The sequence below is a fragment of the Rhizobium anhuiense bv. trifolii genome (genome assembly GCF_024346605.1).
Lineage (GTDB): Bacteria > Pseudomonadota > Alphaproteobacteria > Rhizobiales > Rhizobiaceae > Rhizobium > Rhizobium anhuiense.
The window spans coordinates 1,310,235-1,336,393 of sequence record NZ_CP098803.1; the positions used below are offsets into that span (position 1 = coordinate 1,310,235).

The window sequence follows — 26,159 nt, forward strand, 5'->3', positions numbered from 1 at the left end:
TTCAGACGTTCGATGCGTGGATCGCATCGACGACCGCGTCGGTGACTTCCTTGGTGTTGGCCGTCCCCCCGACATCAGGCGTCAATATGCCTGCCCCCGTCACCCGTTCGACGGCCCGCATCAGGCGTGCGGATGCATCTGTTTCACCCAGATGGTCGAGCATCTGCGCCGCTGTCCAGAAGGTCGCCACCGGGTTTGCGATGCCCTTGCCGGTGATGTCGAAAGCAGAACCATGGATCGGCTCGAACATCGACGGGAAGCGGCGTTCCGGATCGATGTTGGCGGTCGGCGCGACGCCGAGGCTGCCCGCGAGCGCGCCGGCGAGGTCCGAGAGGATATCGGCATGGAGATTGGTGGCGACGATGGTGTCGAGGCTCCTGGGGTTGAGGGTCATCCGCACGGTCATGGCGTCGACGAGCATCTTGTCCCAGGTGACATCGGGGAATTCCGTGGCCACTTCGGCCGCGATTTCATCCCACATCACCATGCCGTGCCGCTGGGCATTGGACTTGGTGACCACGGTCAGGAACTTGCGCGGCCGGGACTGGGCGAGCTTGAAGGCATAGCGCATGATGCGGGTGACGCCGACACGGGTGAAGATGGCGACCTCAGTGCCGACCTCTTCCGGCAGCCCCCTATGGGCACGGCCGCCATGGCCGGAATATTCGCCTTCGGAGTTTTCGCGGACGATAACCCAGTCCAGATCGCCCGGGCCGCAATTGCGCAGCGGCGGCGTGATCCCGGGCAAAATCTTCGTCGGGCGAACATTCGCATACTGGTCGAAGCCCTGGCAGATCGGCAGCCGCAAACCCCAGAGCGTGATGTGGTCGGGAACATCCGGCGCGCCGACGGCGCCGAAATAGATGGCGTCGAACTTCTTCAGCTGCTTCAGGCCATCGGCCGGCATCATGACGCCGTGTTTTTTGTAGTAGTCGGATCCCCAGTCGAAATTCTCGACGTTGAACTTGATCCCGCCTTCGCGCTTCTCGATGGCAGCCAGGACACGTGTGCCGGCCGCGATGACTTCAGGACCGATACCGTCGGCGGGGATGGTGGCGATTGCATATTCACGCATGGGTATTCTCCGATCGTGTCAGGGGTGATCAGTGTTGACTGGCGGCGCGGGTATCAGCCGCCTTGGGGCCGGACCGCGCCAGGACGAGTGTGAGGATTGCCGAGATCACCAGGAGCCCGGCGACGAAATAGAGGCCACCGGCGAAACTCCCGGTCGTGTCCTTGATCCATCCGATCATCGACGGACCGACGAAGCCGCCGAGATTGCCGATGGAGTTGATGGTGGCGATGCCGGCCGCCGCAGCCGGGCCGGACAGGAACAGGGTCGGCATGCTCCAGAGCGGCGGCTTCGAGCAGCTGATGCCGATGTTGACGAGGGTGAGAGCGATCAGGACCGTGTATACGCTGGTCGCACCGGTTGCGAAGGCCAGTCCTGCGGCCGCCAGCAGGCAGGCGCCGACGACGTGCCATGTCCGTTCGCCCGTCCTGTCGGAATGACGCGCCCAAAGAACCATGGCAACCACGGCGAAAATGCCGGGAACGGCATTGATGAAGCCGACCTGGAACGCTGACAGGCCGAACTGTTTGATGATCTGCGGAGCCCAGATGCCCAAGGTGTAAAGCCCGGCAGAGGTGCCGAAATAAACCAGGGCGAGGGCAATGACGCGGATGTCGGCCAGTCCTGCCAGAATGCTGTGGCTGGCCTGGCTTTTACCCGCCTGTTCGGCATTCATTGTTTTGACGAGCCAGCTGCGCTCTTCGTCGGTCAGCCATTTCGCCTTTTCCGGGCGATCGGTGAGATAGAAGAGGACGATGACACCCAGGATGATGGCTGGGGCTGCTTCGATCAGGAACATCCACTGCCAGCCGGCAAGGCCGAGAAGACCGTGCATTTCCATCAGCGCACCGGAGACCGGCGACCCCAGGACCGTTGAGAGCGGTGCTGCGGCCATGAAGATCGCGGTCACCGCGGCGCGGCGGCGGGCCGGGAACCAGAAGCTGAGATAGAGGATGATGCCGGGGAAAAAGCCTGCTTCGGCGACGCCGAGAAGAAAGCGCAGGATGTAGAAGCTGGTGGTCCCCTGCACGAACGCCATGAGGCCGGAGACGATCCCCCAGCTGATCATCACCCGGGCGATCCAGATGCGGGCGCCGACCTTGTTGAGAATGAGGTTCGAGGGAACCTCGAAGAGGAAATAACCGACGAAGAAGATGCCCGCACCGATGCCGAAGACGGTGGACGAGAAGCCGAGGTCCTGATTCATCGTCAGGGCGGCAAAGCCGATATTCACGCGGTCGAGGAACGCGATGAAATACAGCAGCATGATGAACGGTACGATGCGGAATGTGATTTTGCGCAAGACACGCGTTTCCAAGTCGTGAGTCACGACGGTCTCCTCCCGGAATGGATGATAACAGAGCGCACCTCCTGCGCTTGTGAACATCTATGACCACCGGCGGCTTGATCCTCAAGCGACACAAGAATATATAAAAATTTGATATAATCGAATTCCGGAGCAGACGTTCGTGGACCTGAACCAGCTTCGATGTTTCGTGTCGGTGGCCGATGAGCTTCATTTCGGGCGGGCCGCCCAAAAGCTCGGCCTCCTGCCGGCCTCGCTGTCGCGGCACATACGCCTGCTTGAAGAATCCCTCGGGACGCGGCTGATGGCGCGAACGACACGCAGCGTGTCGCTGACGGAAGACGGCCTCGTCCTCCTGGAAGGCGCGCGGGAGATCCTGGCCAAGACCGAAGCTCTTCAGCAACGGTTCCACACGTCCCGCCAGGCAAGAGCGGATGTTCTGCGGATCGGGGCGATCGACAGCGCGGCAGCAGGGCTCATACCGATGTTGCTGCACGATTTCCGGCAGCAGTGCCCCGACGTCTCGACGCAGTTGTTGGAAGACAAGACGATCAGGCTGATCCCCAAGCTCCTGTCGGGCTCATTGGATTTGGCATTCATCCGCGCCCCCGATATCGTCGACCCCAAGCTGAAGACGATGTTTCTTTTCCATGAGACCGCGGTCGTCGCCATGTCCGAGAGCCATCGGCTGGCGTCGAGAGCCAGCGTGAGAATCGAAGACCTCGCCGACGAACCGTTGATCGTCCCGGAGCGTCGGTCGCGCCCGCATAGCCATGACCTGACGATGAAGCTGTTCATCGAGGCGGGACTGCAGGCACGGGTGGCCCAGCTTGCGGAAGAAAAGCAGACGATCGTCAACCTCGTGGCCGCGCAGATCGGGCTGGCGATCGTACCCCAATGGACATCCCGGCTCGCCGTCAGCGGCGTCCGTTACATCGCTCTGGACATGGAGGGGAGGGCCGCCATGAACAAGCTGCCACTCTCGGTCGCGTGGTTGAAGGGCGTCCGCGATCCTGGACGAGACCGCATTCTGACCATGCTTCAAGACAAGCTGGCCCAATATGCCGAGCTTGCCTGACACTCGAATTCGATTGCCCCGCGTCACAATGACGGCAGGCGCCACCGCGCACGCTTGTTCGAAACGGCTCTCGATGATAAGAAAATCGCATGGACAACATCGTGATCAGCACCTTCGTGATGATGATGCCGCGCTCATAGCGTGGCGGGTTTCGTGCGTCCATAATGCACCAGTGACCGCCCTCGAGGCGGTCTTTTCATGGGTCGATCCGTCTCGCGGGGCAAACAGCCTTTCGAAAGGAAACGCCGATGAACAAGATCTACATCACCACCTCGATCCCCTATGTGAACGCCGCGCCACATGTCGGCTTCGCCCTCGAACTCGTCCAGGCCGATGCCTATGCCCGCCATTTCCGCCTTCTCGGCCACGACATCAGGTTCCAGTGCGGGACCGACGACAACAGCCTGAAGAACGTCCGGTCGGCGGAAGCCGCGGGGCTGCCGGTGAAGGACTTCGTCAATGCCAATGCCGACAGGTTCGAGCGCCTTGGTGGACTGCTCGATATCTCCAACGAGGAATTCGTCCGCACCTCCCGCGATCTGAGGCATATCGCCTGCGTCCACGCCCTGTGGAGGGCATGCGCTTGTAATGGCGACCTCTATCGCAAGGCATATGAGGGCCTCTATTGCGTCGGTTGCGAGCAATTTTACGAGCCGTCCGAACTCGATGACGGGCGCTGCCCGGAACATGGCATTGCCCTTGAGGCCATCCGTGAGGAGAACTGGTTCTTCCGTCTCTCCCGATATGGCGACCGGCTGCTTGAACTCGTCGAGACCGGCACGCTTCGGATCGTTCCAGCCCATCGGCGCAACGAGGTCCTTGCCCTGCTGCGGCGGGGTCTGAGCGATATCAGCGTGTCGCGCAGCGCCGAGCGGGCGCGCGGTTGGGGCGTTCCCGTCCCCGATGGGGATGAGGTCGTCTACGTCTGGTTCGATGCCTTTGGCGAACTACCTCACAGGGCTCAGCCACGGGTCCGATCCAACCCTGCTGCAGCACTATTGGAACGGCGGCCAGCGCATCCACGTCGTCGGCAAGGGTATCTCCAAATTCCACGCCATCTACTGGCCGGCTATCCTGCTTTCCGCTGGTCTGCCGCCGCCATCGTCGATCCTGGTGCACGGCTACGTCACGGTGGACGGCCGGAAGATCGGCAAGTCGGCCGGCAACGGGATCGATCCGGAAGGCATCATCCAATCCTACGAAACGCCGGATGCGCTGCGATATTTCCTGCTCCGGCACATTCGATCGGCAGACGACGGCGACTTCTCGGGCGAGCGTCTTGAAGCCGCCTGGTCGGGAGAGTTGGCAGGGCAACTCGGCAATCTTGCCAACCGGGTGCTTGCGCTGCTGTCCACTTCGTTCAACGGCATCGTGCCGCCCGTGCCGGACAATGACTTCGTCGAGGCGGCGGCCCGCCTTCCGGCGAAGGTGGCCCGGGCCTTCGATGCCTACGAACTCCATGTCGGCCTCGCGGATATTTTCGAATTTGTCGGCGAGGCGAACAGGCGGTTCACACAACGCGCACCATGGGCGGATGCCAAAACGCTACTTGACGATCTCGCGCCGGAGGACCGGAAGGCGACCGCCGCGCGTCTCGGCGCTTGCCTGGCCGAACAGGTCCACGGCCTTGCGATCGTGGCCCGCTGCCTCCTGCCGTTCTTGCCAAGCTCGGCCGCAAAGCTGCATTCCAGGCTGAGGATACCGGCTCCGCGCCTCTACCGGGACCCTTTGATCGTGGCTGGGATCAAAGCCGCTCCGCAGGCCGTGCTCTTTCAGAGCGACGGCTTGAAGGGGAACCAGTCTAGGGATTCTCTGCGCTGCAATTTAGGCAGCGCGGAGTTCGAGCCTGCTAGGAGGAGGCAACGCGGAAAACGCATGACCGGAGATTCCGGTGGTTTTCGCTCGGGTCTTCCCGGCTCGGACACTTGTTCTTGATGACCGATGATACGCTTGCTATGATTCACTTCTGGGGGCCCCTCCAAACCTGCTGCCGGGTTGAAGGGCAGATTTTCCATTGAAGGCGACCGTGTCCATAAAGGTCGAAGTGTAATCGGCAGACTTCGACCAAGACAACGGATCGTCTGATGTTACACGCCACAATTAAGTTTGCTCCCTCCAATATAGCTGCACTGAAAAAGGCACTGAGAAAACAGTACGCGAATGTCAGATCATCGCATGCCGATGAAGCACTGGCTGCCTCGTTTGGGTTCAGATCATACGCAGCAATGCTCAGCGTTTTACATCAAGTCAGTGGCTCGGCTCGGTTGATGATTCAATTGGACGCTGCTCTGCTCCTGGTTCGCCTTGAGCAACTGGGATATAACGGGATCCCTCTACAAGCCTTGCGGCGGCTGACTTGGGAAGTGCCATACCCTGACCGCTGGCAAGACGACGAATTGCAACAGTCTCTCAAGGGCCGCTTCGCACCAATTGCAGCGAATTCGGAATGAAGAGCAGATTCCTTCCGCGTCGCGTCCCCATGCCTGGCGTGGAGACCCATTGCTGAGGTCTGCCATGCGCCGCCGTAAGAGGCGTAGCACGACTATGACGCGGGCGGCCGAACGAGAGCCCATCACGCCCGCCCTTGATGCAGCCGGCGACTTCCTCTGCTCACGGAGCAAATAGCTCTCTTTTTTGACGTGATCCTGAATGTCATGAAAGTTTCATATTCAGGCTATTTCCAGGAGTGGGAAAGTAATCTACTATTTTAGTCAGGAAACGAGATTTCCTGAAACAACGAAAGGATACTGATTGGAGACATTTCTTGTGGCTACCGGAATCGTTGGAGGCTTCGACTGATCTTTGCGCTGATCGCAAGGGCAGAAAGAACCACCCAGACCACCGCAAACACCAAGCGCAGGTGGGGCAATTCGGAAGGCTCCGGCGATGGAGGGGGAGGCTGGTTCGACGCCTCAGGCGACGGCGGCTGTGATGGCGGGGGAGATGGTGGAGGAGGAGACTAAATCAAACTGAAATCGATAGAATGCCCGACCGCCTCAAGGCGGTTTTTTGTTGCCCGGATTCCGGGCTGGGCCGAGATGGCGACCGGCTTCTGTGCCAGGCGCGCACCGACAGCAACGAATAGCCGCACACGCCTGCCGGTTATGTGGCCCTATCAATCCAACGGCATCACAAAGGTGAAGCGTGTCTCCTCGTCATCGGAACTTACCATGATCGTCCCGCCATGGGCGCGGGCGATTTCCGAGGCGATGTGCAGACCGAGCCCCAATCCTCTTTGACTTGTCCCGGCTTCGCCTTTGAAGAAAGGTTGAAAGAGCCCTGTCATCGCATCGCTGGAAATCGGGGCGCCGCCATTGGCGATCCAAAGCTCCAGCCTTTGCTCGTCAGTTGCCGCAGAAAACCGCACCGGTTCATCCGGCGTTCCATGGGTCAGGGCATTTCCCAGAAGATTGGAGACCAGCTGACCGATCCGGCCGCTGTCGCAATTTATCGGTCCGTCGAATTCGATGCTTACCTCGATTGCGCGGTCGGGATGGCTGGAGCGGAGTTCATCGATGACCTGCCGCAAGATCGGCTCGAGATCCTCCACTTGCCTCTTGAGCGTGATGCCGCCGCCCAATTGTCCGCGCGCGAAGTCGAGCACGTTGTCGATCAGGCCGGACATGCGGATGACGCTGCCCTGCATCAAATCGAGAATTTTCGTGGCGCGATCGGTCTGCTCTTCCTTTCGCAGCATGCGCGCCGCGGCCGCGATCGAGGCAAGCGGGTTGCGCAGGTCATGGCCGAGGATGGCGATGAACTGTTCCCGCAGCTCGGCGGTTTCCTGTTCGAGCTCGAGCTGGGATTTGACCATGGCACTGGCCGCGTCCGCGGCGGCGCGCGCGTCGACCAGTTCCCGTTCATACCGGCGACGCTCGGCGGCCTGAAACATCGTCACACGGGTGAAAAGCAAGGCGCCGTCTTCGGCACGCCGTTCCATTGCATTGGCGAGCACGGGCAGCTTTCTGCCATCTGATGTCACAAGATCGAGGGCAACCTCGTTGAAAAACCCCTGCATGCGCAGCAAGGGCGCAAAATGGGTTTCGTAGAATATCCGGCCCGGCATGTTGAGCAGATCATGGAGCCGTTTGCCGAGAAGCTGATCGGCAGGGATGCCGATCCAGGCCGAAAGCGTCCGGTTCACCTTGACGATGCGCCCGTCCGGCTGCAGCGAAAGATAGCCGCAGGGTGCGTTTTCGTAGAGGTCCTCGAGGTCCTCGGTCGGCGGGGAGCCTTGCGTGCCGGCGCCGGTCATCAGACGAACCGCCGGATTGCCGATATGACCTCGCCGGGAGCGCTGAGGTTGGGGCAGTGGCCACTGGCGTTCAGCACGACCAATTGACTATCGGGGATCTGTTGATGGACGAATTCGCCGATCTCTTCGGAGGCGATGATATCGTCGCGGCATTGAAGGATCAGCGTTCTGGCGGTGACGCGCTGGAGGTCGCTGCGATTGTCCGACGTGAAGGTCACCCGTGCGAAGGCCTTGGCGATCTCGGGATCGGTGCGGCAGAAACTGTTTGTCAGCTCTTCGGCGAGTTCCGGTCGATCCGGATTGCCCATGATGACAGGCGCCATGGCGGCAGACCAGCCCATGTGATTGTCGTCCAACGACTGCAGGAGGTCGTCTATATCAGCCGCGCTGAAACCGCCGATATAGTCACCGTCGTTGATATAGCGCGGCGACGGCCCGACAAGGACCAGGCTTTCAAACAGGTCCGGCGCCTCAAGCGACGCGATGACGCCGATCATCGCGCTGACGGAGTGCCCGACGAAGACGGTTTGCGTCAGGCCGAGCGCACGGCAAATTTCCACGAGGTCATCGGCATAACCGGACAGGGAAGAATATTTTCCGGCATCATAAGCCGCAAGATCGGATCGTCCCGCGCCGACGTGATCGAACAGCACCGTCTTGAAGTCACCTTCGAAAGCCGGCGCCACGAAGCGCCACATGTTCTGGTCGCATCCGAATCCATGCGAAAAGATCATCGCACGCTGGTCTTCGCCGCGGACTTGAACATGATTTCGATCGATGACGGTCATTTCGTCCTCTTCCCTGCTTTCGTAGCATGTTCGGGCTGTTTTGGATTGAGGAAAGATTATCCAGCCGCCAGCCGTTTGCTGCACAGCTCAGTCCATCACTTTCCGGAGCTTGAAGAAGAACCGCCGGGAGTCGTCGCGCACGCACATCATTCCGGCAATCTCGTCATCGTCAATCCTCCGGAAGTAGTCCACGATCGGCTGTTTGTCGTAGATCATCGCAGCCGTTTCGATGCCGTCGAGGGCCTGAAGCCGCAACGAAGCGGTCGTGCCTCTCGCTCGAAGCATCTTCTGCAGGTATGAGAACCAGCTGCGGGCGACGAACGTCCGGCCAAAGGGCGCCAACTTGATCGCCAGCCTAACCGGTAAGAAACTTGGCTCGAGCGGCACGAGCCGGCCCGGTCTCCACGTGAAGAGCAGGGCGTCCGCCCGCATGTCGGAATGGAAGCGCTTGCCAAACCAGTTGAGATTCTCGAGCACGCCGTCCAGTGGATGATCCGACGGAATACCGAGGCCGCTCCAAAGGCCGACCATCTCCTTCGGCTGGACAGGATCCAGCGAGCGGAACCAGGCAGCCATCTCCTCCTGCTGGTCGCCTCGCATGGGTTCTCCTTCAGGAACGTTCATTGCGGAAAAATGAAAGGAAGGTTTGGAAGTTCCCGTTCCTGCGGACCGGGCGGAGCGCCCGGTGAAGGCTTTCGCTTTTGGCCATCTGCGTCTTTAAGCCCAACGGCCCCCGAAGGGGCCGTCGGGTATTCGTAGACAATAACGGCTTGTGCGTCAGGCGCGCGACGGCAGCAGGGGATAACCGACCATGACGGCACGGCCAAGCAGGGCTGCGACGAAAGCCTTGATTACATCGCCGGGAATGAAGGCCATCGAGCCGACGAAGGCTTTCGTGAAGCCGAGGCCGGCGACGGTGGCAAGATAGGTGATGCCGAAGGCGTAGAGCACGACGATGCCGCCGGCCATGGCGGTGAGGAAGAAGCTCACCGTCTGCACCAGAGCGGATTGCTGATGGTTGACCAGCCGTTCGCTGAGATAGCCGGTGACGAAGGCGGCAAAGATCCAGCCGATCAGGAAGCCGGCCGTTGGTGACGCGAAGATCGCAAGCCCGCCGCGGCCGCCGGAAAGCACCGGCAGGCCGATGGCGACCAGCACCAGCACGATCAGCACGGCAATCGCCCCGCGCCGGGCTCCGAGCACGACGCCGGCCATCATGACGCCGAGGGATTGGGCGGTGATCGGCACCGGAATGAAGCCGAGCGAGATCGGCGGCAGCAGGCCGAGCGCCACGATGATCGCGGCAAAGAGGGCGGTAAGAACGAGGTCGCGAGTGCTCATCATGAATTCCGTGTTTATTAATCTTTAACTCACATGCCGCCGAATACCGCGCGCGTCAATCGCCGCGGCGATATTATCCGCATCCCTGAGCGTCAGGATGATCAGCGGCGCAAGCAGCGTTATCGGCCGGATTTTCAGCCCGCGCGCCCTGTGCGCCTCGCAAATCGCCTGATAACGGCCGACGATCTCAGGCACGAAACGCAGCACCAGCCCCAGCGCCAAGCCGATATCGTCGGCCTGGACCCAGCCGGTGCGTTCGAGCGGGCGGGCAAGGGCGGTCACCTCGTCGATGAAGGAGGTGATCGACGTCGTCGCCGTCACCGTGGCGGCGAGCAGCATCAGTGCGGTCAGCCGCAGCAGGGGTACCAGCGCCTGCTGCCAGGGATTGAAGATCAGGTTGAAGAGCGCCACGACCGCAATCGTCAGGAAGATCGGCCGCAGCCGCCTGAGGGCATCGGCAAACGGCAGGCCGACCATGCCATAGAGAACCGCCGTCAGCAGCACGGCGATCGAAAGCAGGACGAGGTTCTGGCTGATAAACAGCAGGACGCCGAAGGCCGTCAGCGACAACAGCTTCAGCCGCGGCGAAAGCCGGTGCATCACGCTGTTGCCCTCGACATAAAGCGACTGCATCAGGCGGCGATCTCCCTGTAGCGGGCGATCGCCTCGGCAGCCGGCGCATCGGCGGCAAGCCGGCCCTCATGAAACAGCAGCACCCGCTCGAAATCGGCGATCAGGTCGAGATCATGGGTGATGACGATGGCGCTTTCCGAGAGCCCGGCGATGATCCTTTCGACCAGCGCCCGGTTCTTGAGATCGAGCTGGTTGGTGGGTTCATCGAGGATCAGAATGCCCGGCCCCGTCGCCAGCACCGAGCAGAGAGCGGCCACCTGCAGCTCGCCGCCGGAAAGCTCGTGCGCGCGGCGATCGGCCAGCGCCTCAGCGCCGAAGCGGGCCAGCACCGCCTGGACCTTCGCCTCGATCTCCGCCTTGGTGAAGCCGCGCCGCTTCAGCCCGAAGGCGATGTCGTCTTTGACGATCGGCAGGATGATCTGGTTCTGCGGCGATTGGAAGATGAAGCCGACATCGGCCACCGCAGATTTCTCATCGCCGGTGTCGCGGCCATTGACGGTGACGCGGCCGATCGACGGCTTGGTCAATCCGTTGATCAGCCGCGCGAACGTGGTCTTGCCCGAACCGTTCAGCCCGATGACGCCGATGCGTTTCCCACTGATGCCAAGCGTCAGCGGCTGCAGCGCCACCCGCGCCCCGAAACTGACCCCCGCACCTTCGAAACGAATATCCAAACCCATCCCTCGCACTTTTCATCGGCTGAGATTGCCGATGCCGGCCCCTCATCTGCCTGCCGGCACCTCTGCCTGGGTCGGGCCACGTGTCTCGACCCGTCCTTCCGACCCCCGCTCGCGGGGAGAAGGGATATGCCGCGCCGGCTTCCTTTACCCTCGACGTTGCGTTTGGCACGTCGCCTCGCCCCGTTTGCGGGGACAGGGTTAGGGTGAGGGGCAGCTACAACCATTGCGCCAACCTGACAGCAGTGCTTCTACACGGGGAATCGAGGATGATGAAAGCGCAAATCGCGATGTTGATATTGGCTCGATATCGGGTGGCCGGAGCAACTCCAGCAAAAGTGCGCAGCGGTTTTGCGTCCGGGATTGCGGAAAAACAAAGCTAGCGCATTTCCGTGACTCGAAGAAAAACGGAATGCGCTAGGAAGATTTTCCGGATTATGATGCGGTCATGACGAATCTGCTTTCCAATTCCGACGCCCGCCGTGTCTTTCTTGCCAAGCAGGGCCTCAGCGCTCCGCCGAACCGCGCCTTGACCAAGGACGGCCTGCTGCAGCTCATCCATGAGCTGGGTTTCGTCCAGGTGGACAGCATCCAGACGGTGGAGCGGGCGCATCACCAGATCCTGTTTTCCCGCAACCAGACCTACAGGCGCGAGCATCTCACGGCACTGCTCGAAAAGGATGGCGCGCTGTTCGAGCACTGGACGCATGACGCTTCCATCCTGCCGAGCGCCTTCTTCGTCTATTGGAAACACAAGTTCCGCCATCAGGAGCAGGTCATCATCGAGCGCTGGCGCAAATGGCGCGGCGAGGGTTTCGAGGCGGCTTTCGCCGAGACCTATGAGCGCGTTGAGCGCGATGGCGCGATCCTCGCCCGCGAGATCAAGGCCGACGGTCACGTTTCCGGCGGCTGGTGGAACTGGCATCCGAACAAGACGGCGCTCGAATATTTCTGGCACACCGGCAAGTTCGCCATCGCCGGCCGCTCGAACTTCCAGAAGATCTACGATCTCACCGAGCGCGTCGTCCCGGCCGAGTTCCGCGAACCGGAGGTGAGCCGCGAGGAATTCGTCGACTGGGCCTGCCGCAGCGCGCTTGCCCGGCTCGGCTTTGCCACCCATGGCGAGATATCGGCCTTCTGGAACCTGGTCTCGCCCGATGAGGCCAAGGCCTGGGTCTCAGCCCATCGCGACGAACTGATCGAAGTGCTGATCGAGCCGGCGCTCGGCGGCAAGGCGCGCCCGTCCTGGGCCTTTGCCGATTTCCTCTCGACCCTCGACGATTACCCCGGCGCGCCGCCACGCATCCGCGTGCTCAGCCCCTTCGACCCGATGATCCGCGACCGCAACCGCACCGAACGCCTGTTCGGCTTCTTCTACCGCATCGAGATTTTCGTGCCCGAGCCGAAGCGCGAATATGGCTACTACGTCTTCCCGCTGCTCGAAGGCGACAGGCTGATCGGACGCATCGACATGAAGGCGGATCGGAAAAAATCGACGCTCGACGTCAAACGGCTCTGGCTGGAACCGGGCGTGAAACCTTCGGCCGGGCGATTGGAGCGGCTGGAGGCGGAGTTGGATCGGGTTGCGCGGTTTGCGGGTGTGGAGAAGGTGGTGCTTTTGGATGGGTGGAGAGGGTAGTCGAATTACCCTCTGTGCCTCATCACGCACTCCCTCATCCCTGTGCTTGTCACAGGGATCCAGCGCACCCAAGTCCTTGGGTGCGGGAAACTCTCTTCGTAGAAGCAAATGAGTCATTCACGGCGCGGACGCGCCGTGGCTGGATTCCTGTGACAGGCACAGGAATGAGGGATGGCGAGGGTCGAAGCCCAAGCCTCCTCAGCAGATCTCTGTCTTGCTGATCTTGATCCCGAAACCTTCCAGGCCGACATAGTGGCGCTCGCGGCTGGTGAGCAGCTTGATCGAGCTGACGCCGAGATCCTTGAGGATCTGGGCGCCGAGGCCGATTTCCAGCCATTCGCTGTCGCGTGTCTGGGCTTCGGCATGGGCTTCGCGGCCCTGGTTTCGGGCCTTGCGGCCGTTGTCGTGGTGGCCGACGCCGACCGAGCCTTCGCGCAGATAGACGATGACGCCGCGGCCTTCCTCGGAAATCTTCCGCATGTAGAAATCGACCGGGCTGTTCTTGCCGAAGAGATCTTCGGCGACATTTTCCGGATGCAGGCGCACCGGGATGTCGACGCCGTCGCGGATGTCGCCGAAGACGACGGCGAGATGCTGCATCGGGTCCCAGGGCAGGGAATAGGTATGAGCTTTGGCCTTGCCGAACGGCGTGTCGACGTCGAAGCTGGTGCCGAGCTCGATCAGCGTTTCCTTGCGCTGGCGATAGGCGATGAGATCGGCGACGGAGACGAGTTTCAGCCCGTGCTGTTCGGCGAAGTCGACCACCTGCGGACCGCGCGTCACGGTGCCGTCATCGTTGACGAGTTCGGAGATGACGCCGATCGGCGGCAGACCGGCAAGCTTGCAGAGGTCGACAGCGGCTTCGGTATGGCCGGAGCGCATCAGTACGCCGCCTTCGCGCGACACCAGCGGGAAGATGTGGCCGGGGCGGACGAAATCGGCGGCGCCGACATTCGGATTGGCGAGGTTGCGCACCGTCAGCGTCCGGTCGTCGGCGGAGATGCCCGTCGTCGTGCCATGCTTGAAATCGACCGACACGGTGAAGGCCGTCGTATGGGCCGAATCGTTTTCCGCCACCATGGCGTTGAGGTTGAGGCGCTTGGCCTCTTCCTTCGGCATCGGGGCGCAGACGATGCCGGAGGTGTGGCGCACGATGAAGGCCATCTTCTCCGGCGTGGTATGGACGGCGGCGACGATCAGGTCGCCTTCGTTTTCGCGGTCATTGTCGTCCATGACGACGACGATCTCGCCGGCTTCGAAGGCCCTTATGGCGTCGACGACGCGCTTTTGGTCATAAGACATGGGCGAGCGCTCCTATTTCAGACGGCCGGTCTGGCCGCGGTCGCGAAGATAATGGTCGGCGATCGCGCAGGCGACCATCGCCTCGCCGATCGGCACGGCGCGGATGCCGACGCAGGGGTCGTGCCGGCCCTTCGTTCGGATGTCGACATTCTTGCCATCGGCATCGATCGACTGGCGTTCGGTCAGGATCGACGAGGTCGGCTTGACGGCGAAACGCGCCACCACCGGCTGCCCGGTGGAGATACCGCCGAGAATACCGCCGGCATTGTTGGAAAGGAAGATCGGCGTGCCGTCATTGCCCATGCGCATCTCGTCGGCATTGTCTTCGCCCGAGGTTTCGGCAGCGGCAAAACCATTGCCGATTTCCACGCCCTTGACGGCGTTGATCGACATCAGCAGCGAGGCGATATCCTGGTCGAGCTTGGCATAGATCGGCGCACCGAGACCGGCAGGCACGCCTTCGGCGATCACTTCGATGACCGCGCCGATCGACGAGCCGGTCTTGCGGATGCCGTCGAGATATTCCTCCCAGACCGGCACGATCGCCGCATCCGGCGAGAAGAACGGGTTCTGCCCGACCTGGTCCCAATCCCAGTTGCGGCGGTCGATCTTGTGCTTGCCGATCTGCACCAGCGCGCCGCGCACGGTAACACCTGGTACGATCAGGCGGGCGATGCCGCCGGCGGCAACCCGCGCGGCGGTTTCGCGCGCTGAGGAGCGGCCGCCGCCGCGGTAATCGCGAATGCCGTATTTGAGGTCGTAGGTATAGTCGGCATGGCCGGGGCGGTACTGCCGGGCGATCTCGCCGTAATCCTTGGAGCGCTGGTCGGTATTTTCGATCAGCATGGAGATCGGCGTGCCGGTGGTCGTCATCGTCTCGCCATCGGCGTCGAGCATGACGCCGGACAGCACCTTCACCAGATCGTCCTCGCGCCGCTGCGTCACGAAACGGGATTGCCCTGGCTTGCGCTTGTCGAGCCAGACCTGCAGCTCCTCGAGCTTGAAGCGCAGCCCCGGAGGGCAGCCGTCGACGACGCAGCCGAGCGCCGGACCATGGCTTTCGCCCCAGGTGGTTACGCGGAAGAGGTGACCGAATGTATTGTGCGACATGTGTTCCCACGGTGGCGCGCCAAAGCCGGTTGCGCCATTGCTTGAAAAGGCGCGACACTCATAGGCCAAAAAACCGTCCAGGCAAAAGCCTTTCTTTGCGTCAAACCGGCAGGTGCGGAAATGCTGTTTCGGTCTTCTGGCGCGACCCTCTTTTCGCGGGCTGGGAAGGGGTCAGGCTGAGGTCGATCGGCAGGGCGGCGGTCATGAGGCCAGCCGCCACCCCGTTCCTGTGGCTTCCGCAGAGAAATCGTCGAAGGAGAGGGGCCGCGAGAAGGCAAAGCCCTGCAGGATATCGCAGCCGAGATCGCGCAGCAGTTCGGCATGCGCTGCCGTCTCCACCCCTTCGGCCACCGTCTCGACGCCGAGCGAGCGGGCGATCTCGATGATCGAGCTGACCAGCGCCCGCTCCTGCGAGGCGTTGACGATTGGCTTCACCAGCTGGCGGTCGATCTTCAGCCGCTTGGGCTTCAGCTTCAACAGGCTGACGATCGAGGTATGGCCAGTGCCGAAATCGTCGATCTCGATATCGATGCCGAGCGCCTTGATGCGTTCGAGATTCTGCGAGGCAACATCTTCGCTCTCGTCAAGGAAGATCGATTCCACCAGTTCGAAGGAGAGTTCGCCGGGGCGGATATGCAGATCGGCGAGCGATTCCAGAAGGCTGCCGTCATGCAGCCGCCGCGCCGAGACATTGACCGAGACCTTGGGCACGGTGATGCCGTGCGCCGCCCAGCGCATCTTGTCGCGCAGCGCCGTTTCCAACACGATCCGGTCGAGCATCTGCACGACATTGATCTCGTCGGCGATGCGCAGGAACTTGTCCGGCGTCAGCAACCCCTTGGAAGGATGCTTCCAGCGCACCAGCGCCTCGACGCCGGTCAGTTCCATCGTCCGGGCCGAGAATTGCGGCTGGTACCAGGCGGTGAATTCGCAATTGTCGATGCCGGCGAGGATCTCGTCGGCCGTGCGCTTGGTGTTGATGATATCGGCCTGGAGATTGTGATTGAAGAATTCGAAGCGGTTGCGGCCCATGCTCTTGGCGCGGTAGAGCGCGATATCGGCATTGATCAGCACCTTGCGTGCATCGACATGGATGCCGTTGGCAAGCGCCACCCCGATCGACACGCCGCAGCGGCAGGAGAAACCCTGGAAATCGATCGGCTGGCGCATCTCCTCGATGATCCGCGCCGATAGCTGCGCCATCTCCTTATCCCCGACGTCGAGCGCGAGGATGACGAATTCGTCGCCGCCGATGCGCGCGACGACGTCGCTGCCGCGGACATTCTTGGCGAGCACCTTCGAGGCATGCACCAGCATCGCATCGCCGGCGGCATGGCCGAGCGTGTCGTTGATGTCCTTGAAGCGGTCGAGATCGATGTGCAGGATCGAGAATTTCTGCCGCCGTTGGCGGCCGTCATTCGTCAGGCTTTCCAGGGCGATGTCGAGCTTGCGGCGGTTGGCGAGCGCGGTCAGCGGGTCGTGCAGCGAATTGTGCTCGATCCTGTTCTTGGCAGCCTCGAGCTCGATATTCTTGGCGACCGCCTCGTCCTTGGCGGCCTTCAGCCGGATCGTCATCAGCACGTCTTCGGTGGCGTCGAAGGCGATGCCCATGATCTTCATCTCGCCGGTCCCCGTCTGGTGGACCTTGCCGACCGAGCGCACATAACGCACCGAGCCGTCGTCGACGATCACCCGGCAGACGAGTGTGTGCGTATCTCCGTTCTGCCTGAGGTGGCGGGCGCTTTCGAGTGCGAGAGACCGGTCCTCGGGGTGGATGCAGCCAAGCCAGGTCTCCTCGGTCATGAAGCCGTTGCGCGGCGCAAGCCCATAGAGCTCGTGCATGCGCTCGTTCCAGATCGAGCCGCCCCGGCCCGGCCGCGCCTCCCATATGCCGCACTGATAGGAATTGAGCGCCAGGTCGAGCCGGCTCGAAAGCTCGGCGAGCTGCCCCTCGCGGCTCGACAGCTCTTCAAGCGCCAGCTCCAGCTCGGCATTCTTGACCTCGCTCATATCCTTGGCCTTGCGCAGCGTGTCGGTGGTCACCGCATCGGCGGTCACGTCCCAGACGATGCCGATCGTCTTGCCGACGCCGCCGGCATCCGTATAGAAGGCGCCGACCGAGCGCAGATGCCGGATGCCGCCGTCGCCAAGCAGGATGCGGTATTGCGCCGTGCAGGCAACGCCGGCGACGCTGCAGCTGAAGAAATGCACCTCGGCGGTTTCACGGTCCTCGGGCAGGACCGCCGCCAGCCATTCGTCGAGCGCCCGGCTGCCTTCCTGCGCTGGCTTGCCGTGCAGGGCGGCGGCGCGCGCGTCCCAGAGCAGGCTGCTCGAATCATCCTGCAGCTCCCAGATGCCGATATTCGAAGATTCCAGCGCCAGATTGAGCCGCTGCGACAGTTCCAGCAATTTCGCTTCGCGCGTCTCCAGCTCGGTAATGTTGCGATTGCGCTCGCCGAGCAGGAGGGTCGCGAAGAAGATCGGGATGATGATGATGCAGCCGGCGGCAACGACGATCAGCCGCAGCTCGGTCTGGTTTTCCGGGATCGCGTCCCAGCCGCTGTTCGGCACGACGGAAAGCTCCCACTTGCCGCCGGCAAAGCCGATCTTCTGGCGCATCGGATCCTTGGCGTCGATATCGGACGACCCGAAGAAGGGGGCTGCCGTTGCGCTCGCCGCCGGCAAGCCGATATCGCGGATGGCGATGGAGAGATGGTCGAGATGCGGATAGCGTTCCTGGTTCTCGCGGTCGCGCGCCGGCATCAGCCCGGTCGCCTCGTAGAACATCTTCTGGTCGATGACGAGTTCGACCGCTCCCCAGATCCGCCGCTGGCCGTTCTCCTTGACGAAGACAGGGAAGAATATGGCAAAGGCGCCCCGGCCATCGGTGCTGACCGGACCGTAGAAGCGCGCCGACTGGTCGCCGGTGGCGGGCGTCATCGCCTGGCGGAAGAAGAGGGATTCGCGCACGTCGCGGCCGATCCGCTCAGTGCCCGATTGCGGCGGGTAGACGTTGCTGACGATGAAATCAGGTGCGACGGCGATATGAATGAAAGGCGGATTCTGGATCAGCAGCCAGTTGATCTGGCGCTCCATCTCGTCCCGGTTCGCCGCGCTGACGGAGATCAGGTTGGCAAGGTCGCGGACGATGCTGAGGTCCATGCTGATCTCAGCCATGACCCGGGCGCGGATGAGATTCGCCTCGCTTTCGGTGCGGATATGAAGTTCGCGTTCATAAGCTGCAGTATTGGCCCGGTCGAGGCCGAAGCCGACCATGATGACGACAAGGGCGACGAGCGACGAAACCAGAAACGAGACGCGGGTATTCTTCAACACGCGCCGCAACTGCTTGCTGTCGCTGAGCCTGGATAACAAAATGAAACTCCCCTGTTGGCGAGCAACTGTAGGACGCGCGGGTTAATTTACGATTGCCCGCAGGCAGTGCCGAAAAATCCTGGGAAGGGAAAAACCGCAGTGAATGCGGCATCTTGATTATATTTAAAATCCTATTCATCAATTGGGCGGGAAAAGCCATTCTTACGGGCAATTTTCGCCATATTCAGGAGCTTATCTGTGGCCAGTCATTTTTTCGTGCAGCCTCTCGTGCAGCGTTTCAAAAGGATTGTCGCCATGCGTTTCGTCGTCGCCACGCTTTTGGCAACAGCAAGTTTCCTGTCGCCGATGAGCGGTTTTGCCGAGAGCGCCGATGTCGAGGCGACGATCAAGAAGGTCGACACCGCCAACCTCGTGCTGACGCTCGATGACGGCAAGACCTATCAGGCGCCCGAGGAATTCAATTTCGACGGCCTCGAAGCCGGCGTGAAAGTGATCGTCTTCTATACCGAGGTCGACGGCAAGCGCGTCATCAACGATCTCGATATCGTCAAATAGGCAATTCTCTGGAGAATGACCGGATGAGGTCGCGCTCATGGTTGCCCCTCACCCTAATCCTCTCCCCGCTCGCGGGGCGAGGGGACGTGCCCTACGAGATGTAGATGGGGACGGAGAGGCGCGGCATGTCTCTTCGCCCGGTTTACGGGGGTCCGAAGGACGGGTCGAGACGAGGGGCTCGACCCCGGCTGGTGGCGGCAGCCGGATGAGGGGGCTCATATCGGCAATCTCCCGGGCCAACAAGTCGCTCCTCTCCCCCATCCGACCTAACTGAGCGCCACGCGATGCCCTACAGCCAGACGATCGTCCGCTCGGCGGTGTCGATCCTGGCGATCCGGTCCTGCGGGATTGCGCCTTCCGCAGCACTGCTCTTCGGCAGGTCTGAAATCGTCTGGAAAAGCGTGCGGATGACGCCGCCATGCGTCACGCAGACCGTCGGGCGATCGACGGATTGCAGCCATGAGCCGGTGCGCCAGGAGAGGATTTCATAGCTTTCCGCGTCATCGCCGGGCGGGATGAAATCCCATTTGGAAGCGTTGCGTTCCGCCACCCGCTCGCGCTGCGTCGCCTTCAGCTCCTTGAGCGTCGAGCCCTCCCAGTCGCCGAAGGAAATCTCCACCAGCCGCGGATCGGTGCGATAGGCGAGCGGCGGCAGGCCCATGGCGGCGCGCATGATTTCCATCGTCGCGCGTGTGCGTCCGAGCGGGCTTGCGACGAAATCGAATTCGTCGACTCTGTTGCCGAGAATCTCGGCAAGTGCCACGCCGTTCTGCCGGGCCTGTTCCAGGCCCGTGGCATTCATCGGGATATCTTTTTGACCTTGCAGGCGGCGCTCGGCATTCCAGGCGGTCTGGCCGTGTCTGATCACGTAGATAAGCACGGTCTCAGCCCCACTCGAAATGCTCTAGTCCTTGACGACGGAAATGTCGGGCGCGTCGACCGCCTTCATGCCGATGACATGATAGCCGCTATCGGCATGGTGCACTTCGCCGGTGACGGAGCGCGACAGATCCGACAGGAGATAGAGGCCGACATCGCCGACTTCCTCGATGGTGACGGTGCGGCGCAGCGGCGCGTTATATTCGTTCCACTTTAGAATGTAGCGGAAATCGCCGATGCCCGAGGCGGCAAGTGTCTTGATCGGTCCGGCCGAGACGGCGTTGACGCGGATGTTCTGCGGTCCGAGGTCGACAGCGAGGTACTTGACACTCGCTTCGAGCGCAGCCTTGGCGACGCCCATGACGTTATAGTTCGGCATCACCTTTTCGGCGCCGTAATAGGTCAGCGTCAGCATGGCGCCGCCATCCGTCATCAGCTTCTCGGCGCGGCGTGCGACCGAGGTGAAGGAATAGACGGAGATCTGCATCGTCTTGGCGAAATTGTCGGCCGAGGTGTCGACGTAGCGGCCGGTCAGCTCGTCCTTGTCGGAAAAGCCGATCGCATGCACGAGGAAATCTATCTTGCCCCAGAGCTTTTCGACGTTGCCGAAAACCTCATCGATGGTGGCTTCGTCGGCGACGTCGCAGTGGCCGACGAGCGTCGCGCCGATTTCGGCGGCCAGCGGCTCGACGCGCTTCTTCAGAGCATCGCCCTGATAGGTGAGCGCGACTTCTCCGCCCTGCGCATGAATGGCTTTGGCAATACCCCACGCAATCGAACGATTGTTGGCGACACCCATGATGACGCCGCGTTTGCCTGCCATGAGGCCGGATGCTTGAGCCATATTTCGCTCCCTAGGAATTCTGATCGATCCTGCCTATGGCATAGGCCGTTAATCGGTTCAAGCTTGGCCTGGATCATCAACTGTTAGGTATCGTAACAAAGGGTGCGATTGTCATAAAAATTTCACAGGAACAGGCCTTCGCGCATGCTCCGCATGAGATCGGTGACTTTGTCGTCGGGCTTTTCCCACAGGATAATGCGCAATTCGACGACGAGATCGCCTCTCCCACCCTCTTCGCGGGGCAATCCCTGGTCGGGGATTCTGATCGTCTTGTCCGAGCCCGACCAAGCGGGAATGGTAATGCTGAGCGGCCCGCTCGGCCCCTCGATGCGCGCCTCGGTGCCGAGCACGGCATTTTCGATGCTGAGCGGCAGCACGGCGTGCAGATCGAAACCGTCGACGGTGAAGCGCGGATCGGCTGCGATACGGATGTTGATGACGGCGTCGCCCCGCTGCATGCCCGGCAGCTTGAAGCCTTGACCCTTGAGCCTGATCTCGTGACCGTCCGTCGTGCCTGCCGGCAATGCGAAGCCGATTTCGCGGCCCTCCGGTAGCGACGCGGTGATCCAGCCGCTCTTCAAGACGTCGTCGATCGTCACCGTCGCCGTCGTCACCTCATCCGGTGCCTTTTCCAGGCCGGTATCCTTGGCGCCGGTGAAACGGCGCACCAGGTTTGTCAGGATGCTGAGCGGCAGCGGCAGGTTGGCGCCGGCATTGGCCGCAGCCTCGCCGATCTCCTCGTCGCCCTTGGGCTCGGCCTCGGCGGCGTCGCCGTCTGCGCGCCTGCCGGTCTCGCCCGTCTGCTGATTCTGTGTCTGCTGGTATTGTGCCTGCTGGGCGCGGCCCTGCGCCTGGCCGCCTGCCGCAGCGCGCGCCTGTGCGCCGAAAATGCGCTCCACCATCTCGTCGGCAGGCTCAGCCGCTCCCGCCTGTTGCCTGGCGCCTTCAGCGGCCGACTTCTGGGCGGCGCGTGCAAGCTCTTCCATCACCCGCTCGGCATTGGCCTGCGCCGCCTTGGCGCGGATCGCAGCCTCGCGCGCGGCCTGGCGCTGCTGCATGATCGTCTGTTCTTGTTTCTTGGCTTCCGCCATCCGCACGGCATTGTCGAACAGGCTGCGTTTACGCGGGTCCTTCAGCGTTTCATAGGCGCGGCCGATCTCGGCGAACCGGGCCGTCGCCGTCGGGTCGCCCTGATTGTGGTCGGGATGGGCTGATTTGGCCATGTTGCGCCAAGCCGCCTTGATCTCGTCTGCTGCCGCGTCGCGCTTGACGCCCAGAATTTTGTAAGGATCGCGCATGTCAAAACCGCCGGTGTTGCGATGCGGGAAGCCACGTCCTTGCCCGGCACCCCGAAACTCCAATATCAAGTGCGCGGCGCCACCCGCCGCAAAGGCAGGGAGAGCCACTCTCAACGCCGATCGTGCGTTGGAGTTGCTAATCACTTCTTATTTCTATGGAGAGATGTGGGGTGTTTCGCCCCGAATGGTTAGCTCTTTGCTAAGCATTCGGCGGAAAGGCGTCGGGCGTTAACCTGTCGGCGAGCCGGATCAGCTTTCCCGCGGGATTAACTTTCCGGCTGAAAGCTCAAAAGCTGCCAGTTGCCGCCGCCGACGAGGCAGGTCTTGCCGTAGAATTTGGCGATGCCGACATAGGAATGCCGGGTCGTGCGGAACTGGCGGCAGACCTGGCCTTGCTCGTTGTTCTCGACGATGGTTTCGATGACGCCGGCGCTGCCCGTCGATGCATTCGCCCAGGGAAGCGGTTGGCCCTCGAGCCGCTGCACGTCGGCCGAGGTCACGGCATTGCGCACGGTCATCTCGTCGGAAAGCGTGTCGGTGCTCGGCGGCGTCTGCGGCACGGTGCCGGTGGCAACCGACCGGTCGACCTTGGCCTCGCTCAAGAAATCCATGCCGCTGCCAACGCAGCCGGAAAGCGAAAGCATGGCGACGCCGATGACGAAGAACGCGCTGCTGCGTCGCCGCAGGCTCTTTGTATGGCGATATGACTTTGCTATGACTTCCACCCTGCGTCCTGTCCAGTTACCAAAAGCTGGGCGAGTTTTGAATAATCCGGGGCATTTGAACCAATATGTCGGCAAACGAGTTAACAAGCGGTGACTTTACCGAAAGTGGCGAACCCTTCAAGCTCTTTGCCGAATGGCTGAAAGAAGCGGAGGCTTCCGAACCCAATGACCCGAACGCGGTGGCGCTGGCAACGGTCGATGAGGATGGACTTCCCAATGTCCGCATGGTTCTCCTGAAGGGATTCGATGAAGACGGTTTCGTCTTCTACACCAATTTCGAGAGTCAGAAAGGCCGTGAAATTCTGGGCCAGAAAAAGGCCGCCATGTGCTTTCACTGGAAAAGCCTGCGCCGCCAGGTGAGGCTGCGCGGCCCCGTCGAGATCGTCACCGATGCCGAAGCCGACGCCTATTTCAAGACGCGTGCGCGCGGCAGCCGCATCGGCGCCTGGGCGTCCAAGCAGTCCCGCCCGCTCGAGAGCCGATTCGCGCTGGAGAAAGCCGTGGCCGAATATACCGCCCGTTATGCCATCGGCGAGATTCCGCGCCCGGCCCACTGGTCGGGCTTTCGCATCCGCCCGACCTCGATCGAATTCTGGAAGGACCAGAAATTCCGCCTGCATGACCGTGTCGAATTCCGCCGGCCTTCACCGGAAGGCGAATGGGACAAGGTGCGGATGTATCCCTGACAGGCTTACCTGCCCATCAGCTTCAGCGGGATCCCGGAGGCGAGCGCCGAGACGTAGCGCCGCTTCTGGTAGAAGCCGTTGAGCGAAAGGCGCGGGAGATAGCCGGTCAGCTGTGCTGCCGGCAGCCCGGGTTGCGTGGTGACCGCGAGGGTAAAGCCGAGATTGCGCGCAATGCGCGCCTCGCGGGCGGTCGCAGCCGCCGGCGTGCCGTAGGGATAGGCGATCGTATCGGGACGGATGCCGGCCACCGCCTCGACATAATCCGCCGAAACCTGCATTTCGATTCGCGCTTCGGCTTCCGGCAGGCGGGCGAGCGCGCGATGGCTGATCGTATGGGCGCCGAGGGATGCGAGCGGATGTGTCGCCAGCCATTGCAATTCGTCGGGATCCATCACCAGATCGCGGACGATATCCGTCGGCTCGATGCCGTTTTCCCGTGCCAGCATATCGATGGCGGCGACGGCATGCGCCTCGTTGGAGCCGTGGATGTAAGCGGCGAAACGATCGAAGGCAGTCCATTGCTGCTGCGGGGTGTCGAGCCCCAGCCGCTCGCTGCCGCGGCCGAAATCGAAGCGGATTTCCGGTGCCCGGCGCAGGAGGATGGCGAGCGTCTCCCACCAGATACTATGCGAGCCCTCGGCAAAACCCTTCGCGACGAATACCGTAAACGGCGCCTGATGCCGCTCGAACACCGGCAGCGCATATTCCACATTGTTGCGGTATCCGTCGTCGAGCGTGAAGGCTGCGAACGGCGGCCCGCCCTCGGGTTCTGCCAGCAGCACCGGCACCTGATCGAGCGGCACGAAGCGATAGCCCTTCCGCCGCAACCGGCTGAGCGCCGCGTCGAGAAAACGCGGGGTGATTTCGAGATGCGCATTCGGCGCGAAGGCTTGCGGTACATGCGGGCGGACATGGTGCAGCGTGAAGACGACACCACGTCCGCGCGCTTCGCGCATCAGTCCGGCAGCGGCGAGCAGCCAGGAAAGCTCGAGCCCGGCGCCGATCGCCGCGCGTTTTGCCAACCGCTTGAATTGTCCCGTCATGCGCCGTCCGTCCCTTGCCTATGCGGGAACCTAGCAGCGGCGACTTAAGCCTTGCTGAATCCCGATTCGGCACGGGTCTTTGATTTCTTGTTAACCAAGGCGATGAAAAGACTAGAAAAATGATAGGCGTTGCCTCAAAGTCGCGCCAAACTTACGGCTTCTGTCACATTACGGCACAAATGCCGGTCCTGTCGCGGATCAACGTTTGAAGGGCCAGCGCATCAGGGGCCAGCGTCAGGGGCAAGCAGATGAGGGGAAGTGTATGAGAAAGCTTTTGGCGGCTGTTTTGACCGTAACGCTTGCCGTTTCGGCGCCGCTTGCAGCCCTTGCCGGCAACGCTTCGCTGATCCTCGATGCCCGTACAGGCAAGGTTCTCGCCGCTGAAAACGCCGATACGCTGAACCATCCGGCCTCGCTGACGAAGATGATGACGCTCTATCTCACCTTCGAGGCGCTGAAACGCGGCAAGATCGCCTGGGATACTCCGATCACAATGTCGAAATACGCCGCCGCCCGGCCGCCGACCAAGCTTGGCGTCAAGGCCGGCGGCACGATCACCGTGCGCGAGGCGGTCTATGGCATGATCGTCAAATCCGCCAATGATGCCGCCTCCGCCATGGGCGAGAAGCTCGCCGGCTCTGAAAGCGCTTTTGCCCGGATGATGACGGCCAAGGCCCGCCAGCTCGGCATGAGCCGCACCGTCTTCGTCAACGCCTCCGGCCTGCCGGACGGCCGCCAGGTGACCACGGCGCGCGACATGTCGACGCTCGCCGTCGCGCTGATGAAGAACTATCCGAACGAATACCGCCTGTTTTCGGCGGCAAGCTTCAATTTCCGCGGCCGCACCGTGCGCGGCCACAACAATCTCATGTACCGCTACCAGGGCATGGACGGCATCAAGACGGGCTACACCAACGCTTCCGGCTTCAACCTCGTCAGCGCCGTCAAGGACGGCAACCGCCGCGTGGTCGGCGTCGTGCTCGGCGGCCGCACCGCCCGCAGCCGCGACGCCAAGATGGCTGGTTTGCTCGACCGTTACCTCGGCCGTGCCTCCTCTTCCGGCGGCGCCAAGCTGGTGGCGAGCGTCGGCGCCAAGGAGGCTGTCGAAGTCGCGTCCGCCGCCGACGATTCCGATGTTCCGGTGCCGCTCAACGCACCGCGGCCGGCCGATGATCTCGGGGCCAAGAGCCTGGCTTATGCCGATGACGCCGTCGTGCCGCTGGAGCGTCCGGTCGCGATGGAGGAGATCCTGAACGCCGGCAAGACGCCGAAGACATCGGCAGAGAGGGCCGATGGCGACTGGCAGATCCAGATCTCGGCTGCTCCCAGCGCCGATGCGGCGCGTGCGCTTCTCGCCCAGGCGCAGTCGGAAGGCGGCGCGCCACTCGTTTCCGCCTCGCCCTATACCGAGGCTGTCGGGCAGGGGGCCAACAGGATCTATCGCGCCCGCTTCGTCGGCTTCGCCAGCAAGGATGCCGCCGTCTCGGCCTGCGATGCGCTGAGGCAACGCTCCTATGACTGCATGCTGCTGCCGGACCACAGCTGATCGCCGCGACACCACTGCGACAATTCACCCTGGACAAGCAACGGGA

At 62.1% G+C, this 26,159-nt stretch carries 22 protein-coding genes and 1 pseudogene; 7 read left to right on the plus strand and 16 right to left on the minus strand.

The features are described 5' to 3' along the window. Nucleotide 1 precedes the first annotated feature (1 nt). Together NE851_RS14870 and NE851_RS14875 are read right to left on the minus strand one after the other, a co-directional pair. Nucleotides 2–1,075 carry a tartrate dehydrogenase gene (locus NE851_RS14870; protein ID WP_047613913.1) on the minus strand — a complete coding sequence of 358 codons (1,074 nt, stop codon included), beginning with the start codon at nt 1,073–1,075 and terminating at the stop codon, nt 2–4. A gap of 28 nt (nt 1,076–1,103) precedes the next feature. Then, nucleotides 1,104–2,402 (minus strand): MFS transporter, encoded by a 1,299-nt coding sequence (locus NE851_RS14875; RefSeq protein ID WP_174824451.1) that lies wholly within the window; start codon nt 2,400–2,402, stop codon nt 1,104–1,106. A 139-nt stretch (nt 2,403–2,541) separates the two neighbouring features. On the opposite strand from NE851_RS14875, the gene NE851_RS14880 reads away from it, so the two are divergent. The 3 genes and pseudogenes from NE851_RS14880 to NE851_RS14890 all read left to right on the plus strand — a co-directional run bounded on the left by NE851_RS14880 (nt 2,542) and on the right by NE851_RS14890 (nt 5,906). Then, nucleotides 2,542–3,456: a LysR family transcriptional regulator gene (locus NE851_RS14880; protein WP_028757527.1), complete on the plus strand. Its 915-nt coding sequence runs from the start codon at nt 2,542–2,544 to the stop codon at nt 3,454–3,456. A 248-nt stretch (nt 3,457–3,704) separates the two neighbouring features. Next, a pseudogene (locus tag NE851_RS14885) lies at nt 3,705–5,391 on the plus strand (methionine--tRNA ligase). A gap of 149 nt (nt 5,392–5,540) precedes the next feature. After that, nucleotides 5,541–5,906 (plus strand): hypothetical protein, encoded by a 366-nt coding sequence (locus NE851_RS14890; protein WP_097595263.1) that lies wholly within the window; start codon nt 5,541–5,543, stop codon nt 5,904–5,906. 665 nt (nt 5,907–6,571) lie between these two features. Here NE851_RS14890 and NE851_RS14895 read toward each other — a convergent pair. The 6 genes from NE851_RS14895 to NE851_RS14920 form a co-directional block, all read right to left on the minus strand. Further along, nucleotides 6,572–7,711 carry a PAS domain-containing sensor histidine kinase gene (locus NE851_RS14895; protein ID WP_097595261.1) on the minus strand — a complete coding sequence of 380 codons (1,140 nt, stop codon included), beginning with the start codon at nt 7,709–7,711 and terminating at the stop codon, nt 6,572–6,574. Beyond that, entirely contained in the window at nt 7,711–8,499 is a 789-nt protein-coding gene (locus NE851_RS14900; RefSeq protein ID WP_028757524.1) for an alpha/beta fold hydrolase, read from the minus strand. The genes NE851_RS14895 and NE851_RS14900 overlap by 1 nt, the downstream gene beginning before the upstream one ends. An 87-nt stretch (nt 8,500–8,586) precedes the next feature. Then, nucleotides 8,587–9,123, minus strand: a complete 537-nt coding sequence (locus NE851_RS14905) for a GXWXG domain-containing protein (RefSeq protein WP_097595260.1) — start codon at nt 9,121–9,123, stop codon at nt 8,587–8,589. A gap of 153 nt (nt 9,124–9,276) precedes the next feature. Continuing rightward, nucleotides 9,277–9,840: a biotin transporter BioY gene (locus NE851_RS14910; RefSeq protein WP_047614436.1), complete on the minus strand. Its 564-nt coding sequence runs from the start codon at nt 9,838–9,840 to the stop codon at nt 9,277–9,279. Between the two features lie 24 nt (nt 9,841–9,864). After that, nucleotides 9,865–10,473 (minus strand): energy-coupling factor transporter transmembrane component T family protein, encoded by a 609-nt coding sequence (locus NE851_RS14915; RefSeq protein WP_097542830.1) that lies wholly within the window; start codon nt 10,471–10,473, stop codon nt 9,865–9,867. Further along, nucleotides 10,473–11,147 carry an energy-coupling factor ABC transporter ATP-binding protein gene (locus NE851_RS14920; RefSeq protein WP_127430512.1) on the minus strand — a complete coding sequence of 225 codons (675 nt, stop codon included), beginning with the start codon at nt 11,145–11,147 and terminating at the stop codon, nt 10,473–10,475. Before NE851_RS14920 ends, NE851_RS14915 begins: the two co-directional genes overlap by 1 nt. Nucleotides 11,148–11,598: 451 nt before the next feature. Here NE851_RS14920 and NE851_RS14925 point away from each other — a divergent pair, with 451 nt between their 5' ends. Then, entirely contained in the window at nt 11,599–12,789 is a 1,191-nt protein-coding gene (locus tag NE851_RS14925) for a winged helix-turn-helix domain-containing protein (RefSeq protein ID WP_047615408.1), read from the plus strand. Between the two features lie 198 nt (nt 12,790–12,987). On the opposite strand, the gene ribB is transcribed toward NE851_RS14925, so the two are convergent. The 3 genes from ribB to NE851_RS14940 all read right to left on the minus strand — a co-directional run bounded on the left by ribB (nt 12,988) and on the right by NE851_RS14940 (nt 18,576). Next, entirely contained in the window at nt 12,988–14,091 is a 1,104-nt protein-coding gene (gene ribB, locus NE851_RS14930) for a 3,4-dihydroxy-2-butanone-4-phosphate synthase (RefSeq protein ID WP_029867871.1), read from the minus strand. A 12-nt stretch (nt 14,092–14,103) separates the two neighbouring features. Then, complete coding sequence (gene aroC / locus NE851_RS14935) at nt 14,104–15,201, minus strand: chorismate synthase (RefSeq protein WP_097595257.1); 1,098 nt, start codon at nt 15,199–15,201, stop codon at nt 14,104–14,106. Between the two features lie 201 nt (nt 15,202–15,402). After that, nucleotides 15,403–18,576, minus strand: coding sequence for a bifunctional diguanylate cyclase/phosphodiesterase (locus NE851_RS14940; RefSeq protein ID WP_097595256.1), 3,174 nt, complete (start codon nt 18,574–18,576; stop codon nt 15,403–15,405). A 255-nt stretch (nt 18,577–18,831) separates the two neighbouring features. Here NE851_RS14940 and NE851_RS14945 point away from each other — a divergent pair, with 255 nt between their 5' ends. Beyond that, nucleotides 18,832–19,092: a DUF1344 domain-containing protein gene (locus NE851_RS14945; protein ID WP_003569889.1), complete on the plus strand. Its 261-nt coding sequence runs from the start codon at nt 18,832–18,834 to the stop codon at nt 19,090–19,092. 289 nt (nt 19,093–19,381) lie between these two features. On the opposite strand, the gene NE851_RS14950 is transcribed toward NE851_RS14945, so the two are convergent. The 4 genes from NE851_RS14950 to NE851_RS14965 form a co-directional block, all read right to left on the minus strand. After that, entirely contained in the window at nt 19,382–19,972 is a 591-nt protein-coding gene (locus NE851_RS14950) for a histidine phosphatase family protein (protein ID WP_097595254.1), read from the minus strand. Between the two features lie 24 nt (nt 19,973–19,996). After that, on the minus strand, nt 19,997–20,815 hold the full coding sequence (gene fabI / locus NE851_RS14955; protein WP_003588115.1) for an enoyl-ACP reductase FabI: 819 nt from the start codon (nt 20,813–20,815) through the stop codon (nt 19,997–19,999). Nucleotides 20,816–20,937: 122 nt separating this feature from the next. Beyond that, a complete protein-coding gene (locus NE851_RS14960) occupies nt 20,938–22,113 on the minus strand; it encodes a DnaJ C-terminal domain-containing protein (protein WP_097595253.1) in 1,176 nt (391 codons plus the stop codon). A gap of 266 nt (nt 22,114–22,379) precedes the next feature. Then, a complete protein-coding gene (locus tag NE851_RS14965; RefSeq protein WP_029867866.1) occupies nt 22,380–22,838 on the minus strand; it encodes an RT0821/Lpp0805 family surface protein in 459 nt (152 codons plus the stop codon). A gap of 65 nt (nt 22,839–22,903) precedes the next feature. Between NE851_RS14965 and pdxH the strand changes: the two genes are divergently transcribed. Continuing rightward, nucleotides 22,904–23,524 (plus strand): pyridoxamine 5'-phosphate oxidase, encoded by a 621-nt coding sequence (gene pdxH, locus NE851_RS14970; protein ID WP_017963103.1) that lies wholly within the window; start codon nt 22,904–22,906, stop codon nt 23,522–23,524. A gap of 5 nt (nt 23,525–23,529) precedes the next feature. Here pdxH and NE851_RS14975 read toward each other — a convergent pair whose 3' ends face one another. Beyond that, nucleotides 23,530–24,567 carry a polysaccharide deacetylase family protein gene (locus tag NE851_RS14975; protein WP_028756243.1) on the minus strand — a complete coding sequence of 346 codons (1,038 nt, stop codon included), beginning with the start codon at nt 24,565–24,567 and terminating at the stop codon, nt 23,530–23,532. Nucleotides 24,568–24,829: 262 nt separating this feature from the next. Here NE851_RS14975 and NE851_RS14980 point away from each other — a divergent pair, with 262 nt between their 5' ends. Continuing rightward, nucleotides 24,830–26,113, plus strand: coding sequence for a D-alanyl-D-alanine carboxypeptidase family protein (locus NE851_RS14980; RefSeq protein WP_028756244.1), 1,284 nt, complete (start codon nt 24,830–24,832; stop codon nt 26,111–26,113). Nucleotides 26,114–26,159 lie beyond the last annotated feature (46 nt).

Coding starts and splice junctions, on each gene's coding strand:
- NE851_RS14870 (WP_047613913.1), bottom strand. CDS start 1,075: ATGCGTGAATATGCAATCGCCACCATCCCCGCCGACGGTATCGGTCCT.
- NE851_RS14890 (WP_097595263.1), top strand. CDS start 5,541: ATGTTACACGCCACAATTAAGTTTGCTCCCTCCAATATAGCTGCACTG.
- NE851_RS14895 (WP_097595261.1), bottom strand. CDS start 7,711: ATGACCGGCGCCGGCACGCAAGGCTCCCCGCCGACCGAGGACCTCGAG.
- NE851_RS14900 (WP_028757524.1), bottom strand. CDS start 8,499: ATGACCGTCATCGATCGAAATCATGTTCAAGTCCGCGGCGAAGACCAG.
- NE851_RS14905 (WP_097595260.1), bottom strand. CDS start 9,123: ATGAACGTTCCTGAAGGAGAACCCATGCGAGGCGACCAGCAGGAGGAG.
- NE851_RS14910 (WP_047614436.1), bottom strand. CDS start 9,840: ATGAGCACTCGCGACCTCGTTCTTACCGCCCTCTTTGCCGCGATCATC.
- NE851_RS14915 (WP_097542830.1), bottom strand. CDS start 10,473: ATGCAGTCGCTTTATGTCGAGGGCAACAGCGTGATGCACCGGCTTTCG.
- NE851_RS14925 (WP_047615408.1), top strand. CDS start 11,599: ATGACGAATCTGCTTTCCAATTCCGACGCCCGCCGTGTCTTTCTTGCC.
- ribB (WP_029867871.1), bottom strand. CDS start 14,091: ATGTCTTATGACCAAAAGCGCGTCGTCGACGCCATAAGGGCCTTCGAA.
- aroC (WP_097595257.1), bottom strand. CDS start 15,201: ATGTCGCACAATACATTCGGTCACCTCTTCCGCGTAACCACCTGGGGC.
- NE851_RS14945 (WP_003569889.1), top strand. CDS start 18,832: ATGCGTTTCGTCGTCGCCACGCTTTTGGCAACAGCAAGTTTCCTGTCG.
- fabI (WP_003588115.1), bottom strand. CDS start 20,815: ATGGCTCAAGCATCCGGCCTCATGGCAGGCAAACGCGGCGTCATCATG.
- NE851_RS14960 (WP_097595253.1), bottom strand. CDS start 22,113: ATGCGCGATCCTTACAAAATTCTGGGCGTCAAGCGCGACGCGGCAGCA.
- pdxH (WP_017963103.1), top strand. CDS start 22,904: ATGTCGGCAAACGAGTTAACAAGCGGTGACTTTACCGAAAGTGGCGAA.
- NE851_RS14975 (WP_028756243.1), bottom strand. CDS start 24,567: ATGACGGGACAATTCAAGCGGTTGGCAAAACGCGCGGCGATCGGCGCC.
- NE851_RS14980 (WP_028756244.1), top strand. CDS start 24,830: ATGAGAAAGCTTTTGGCGGCTGTTTTGACCGTAACGCTTGCCGTTTCG.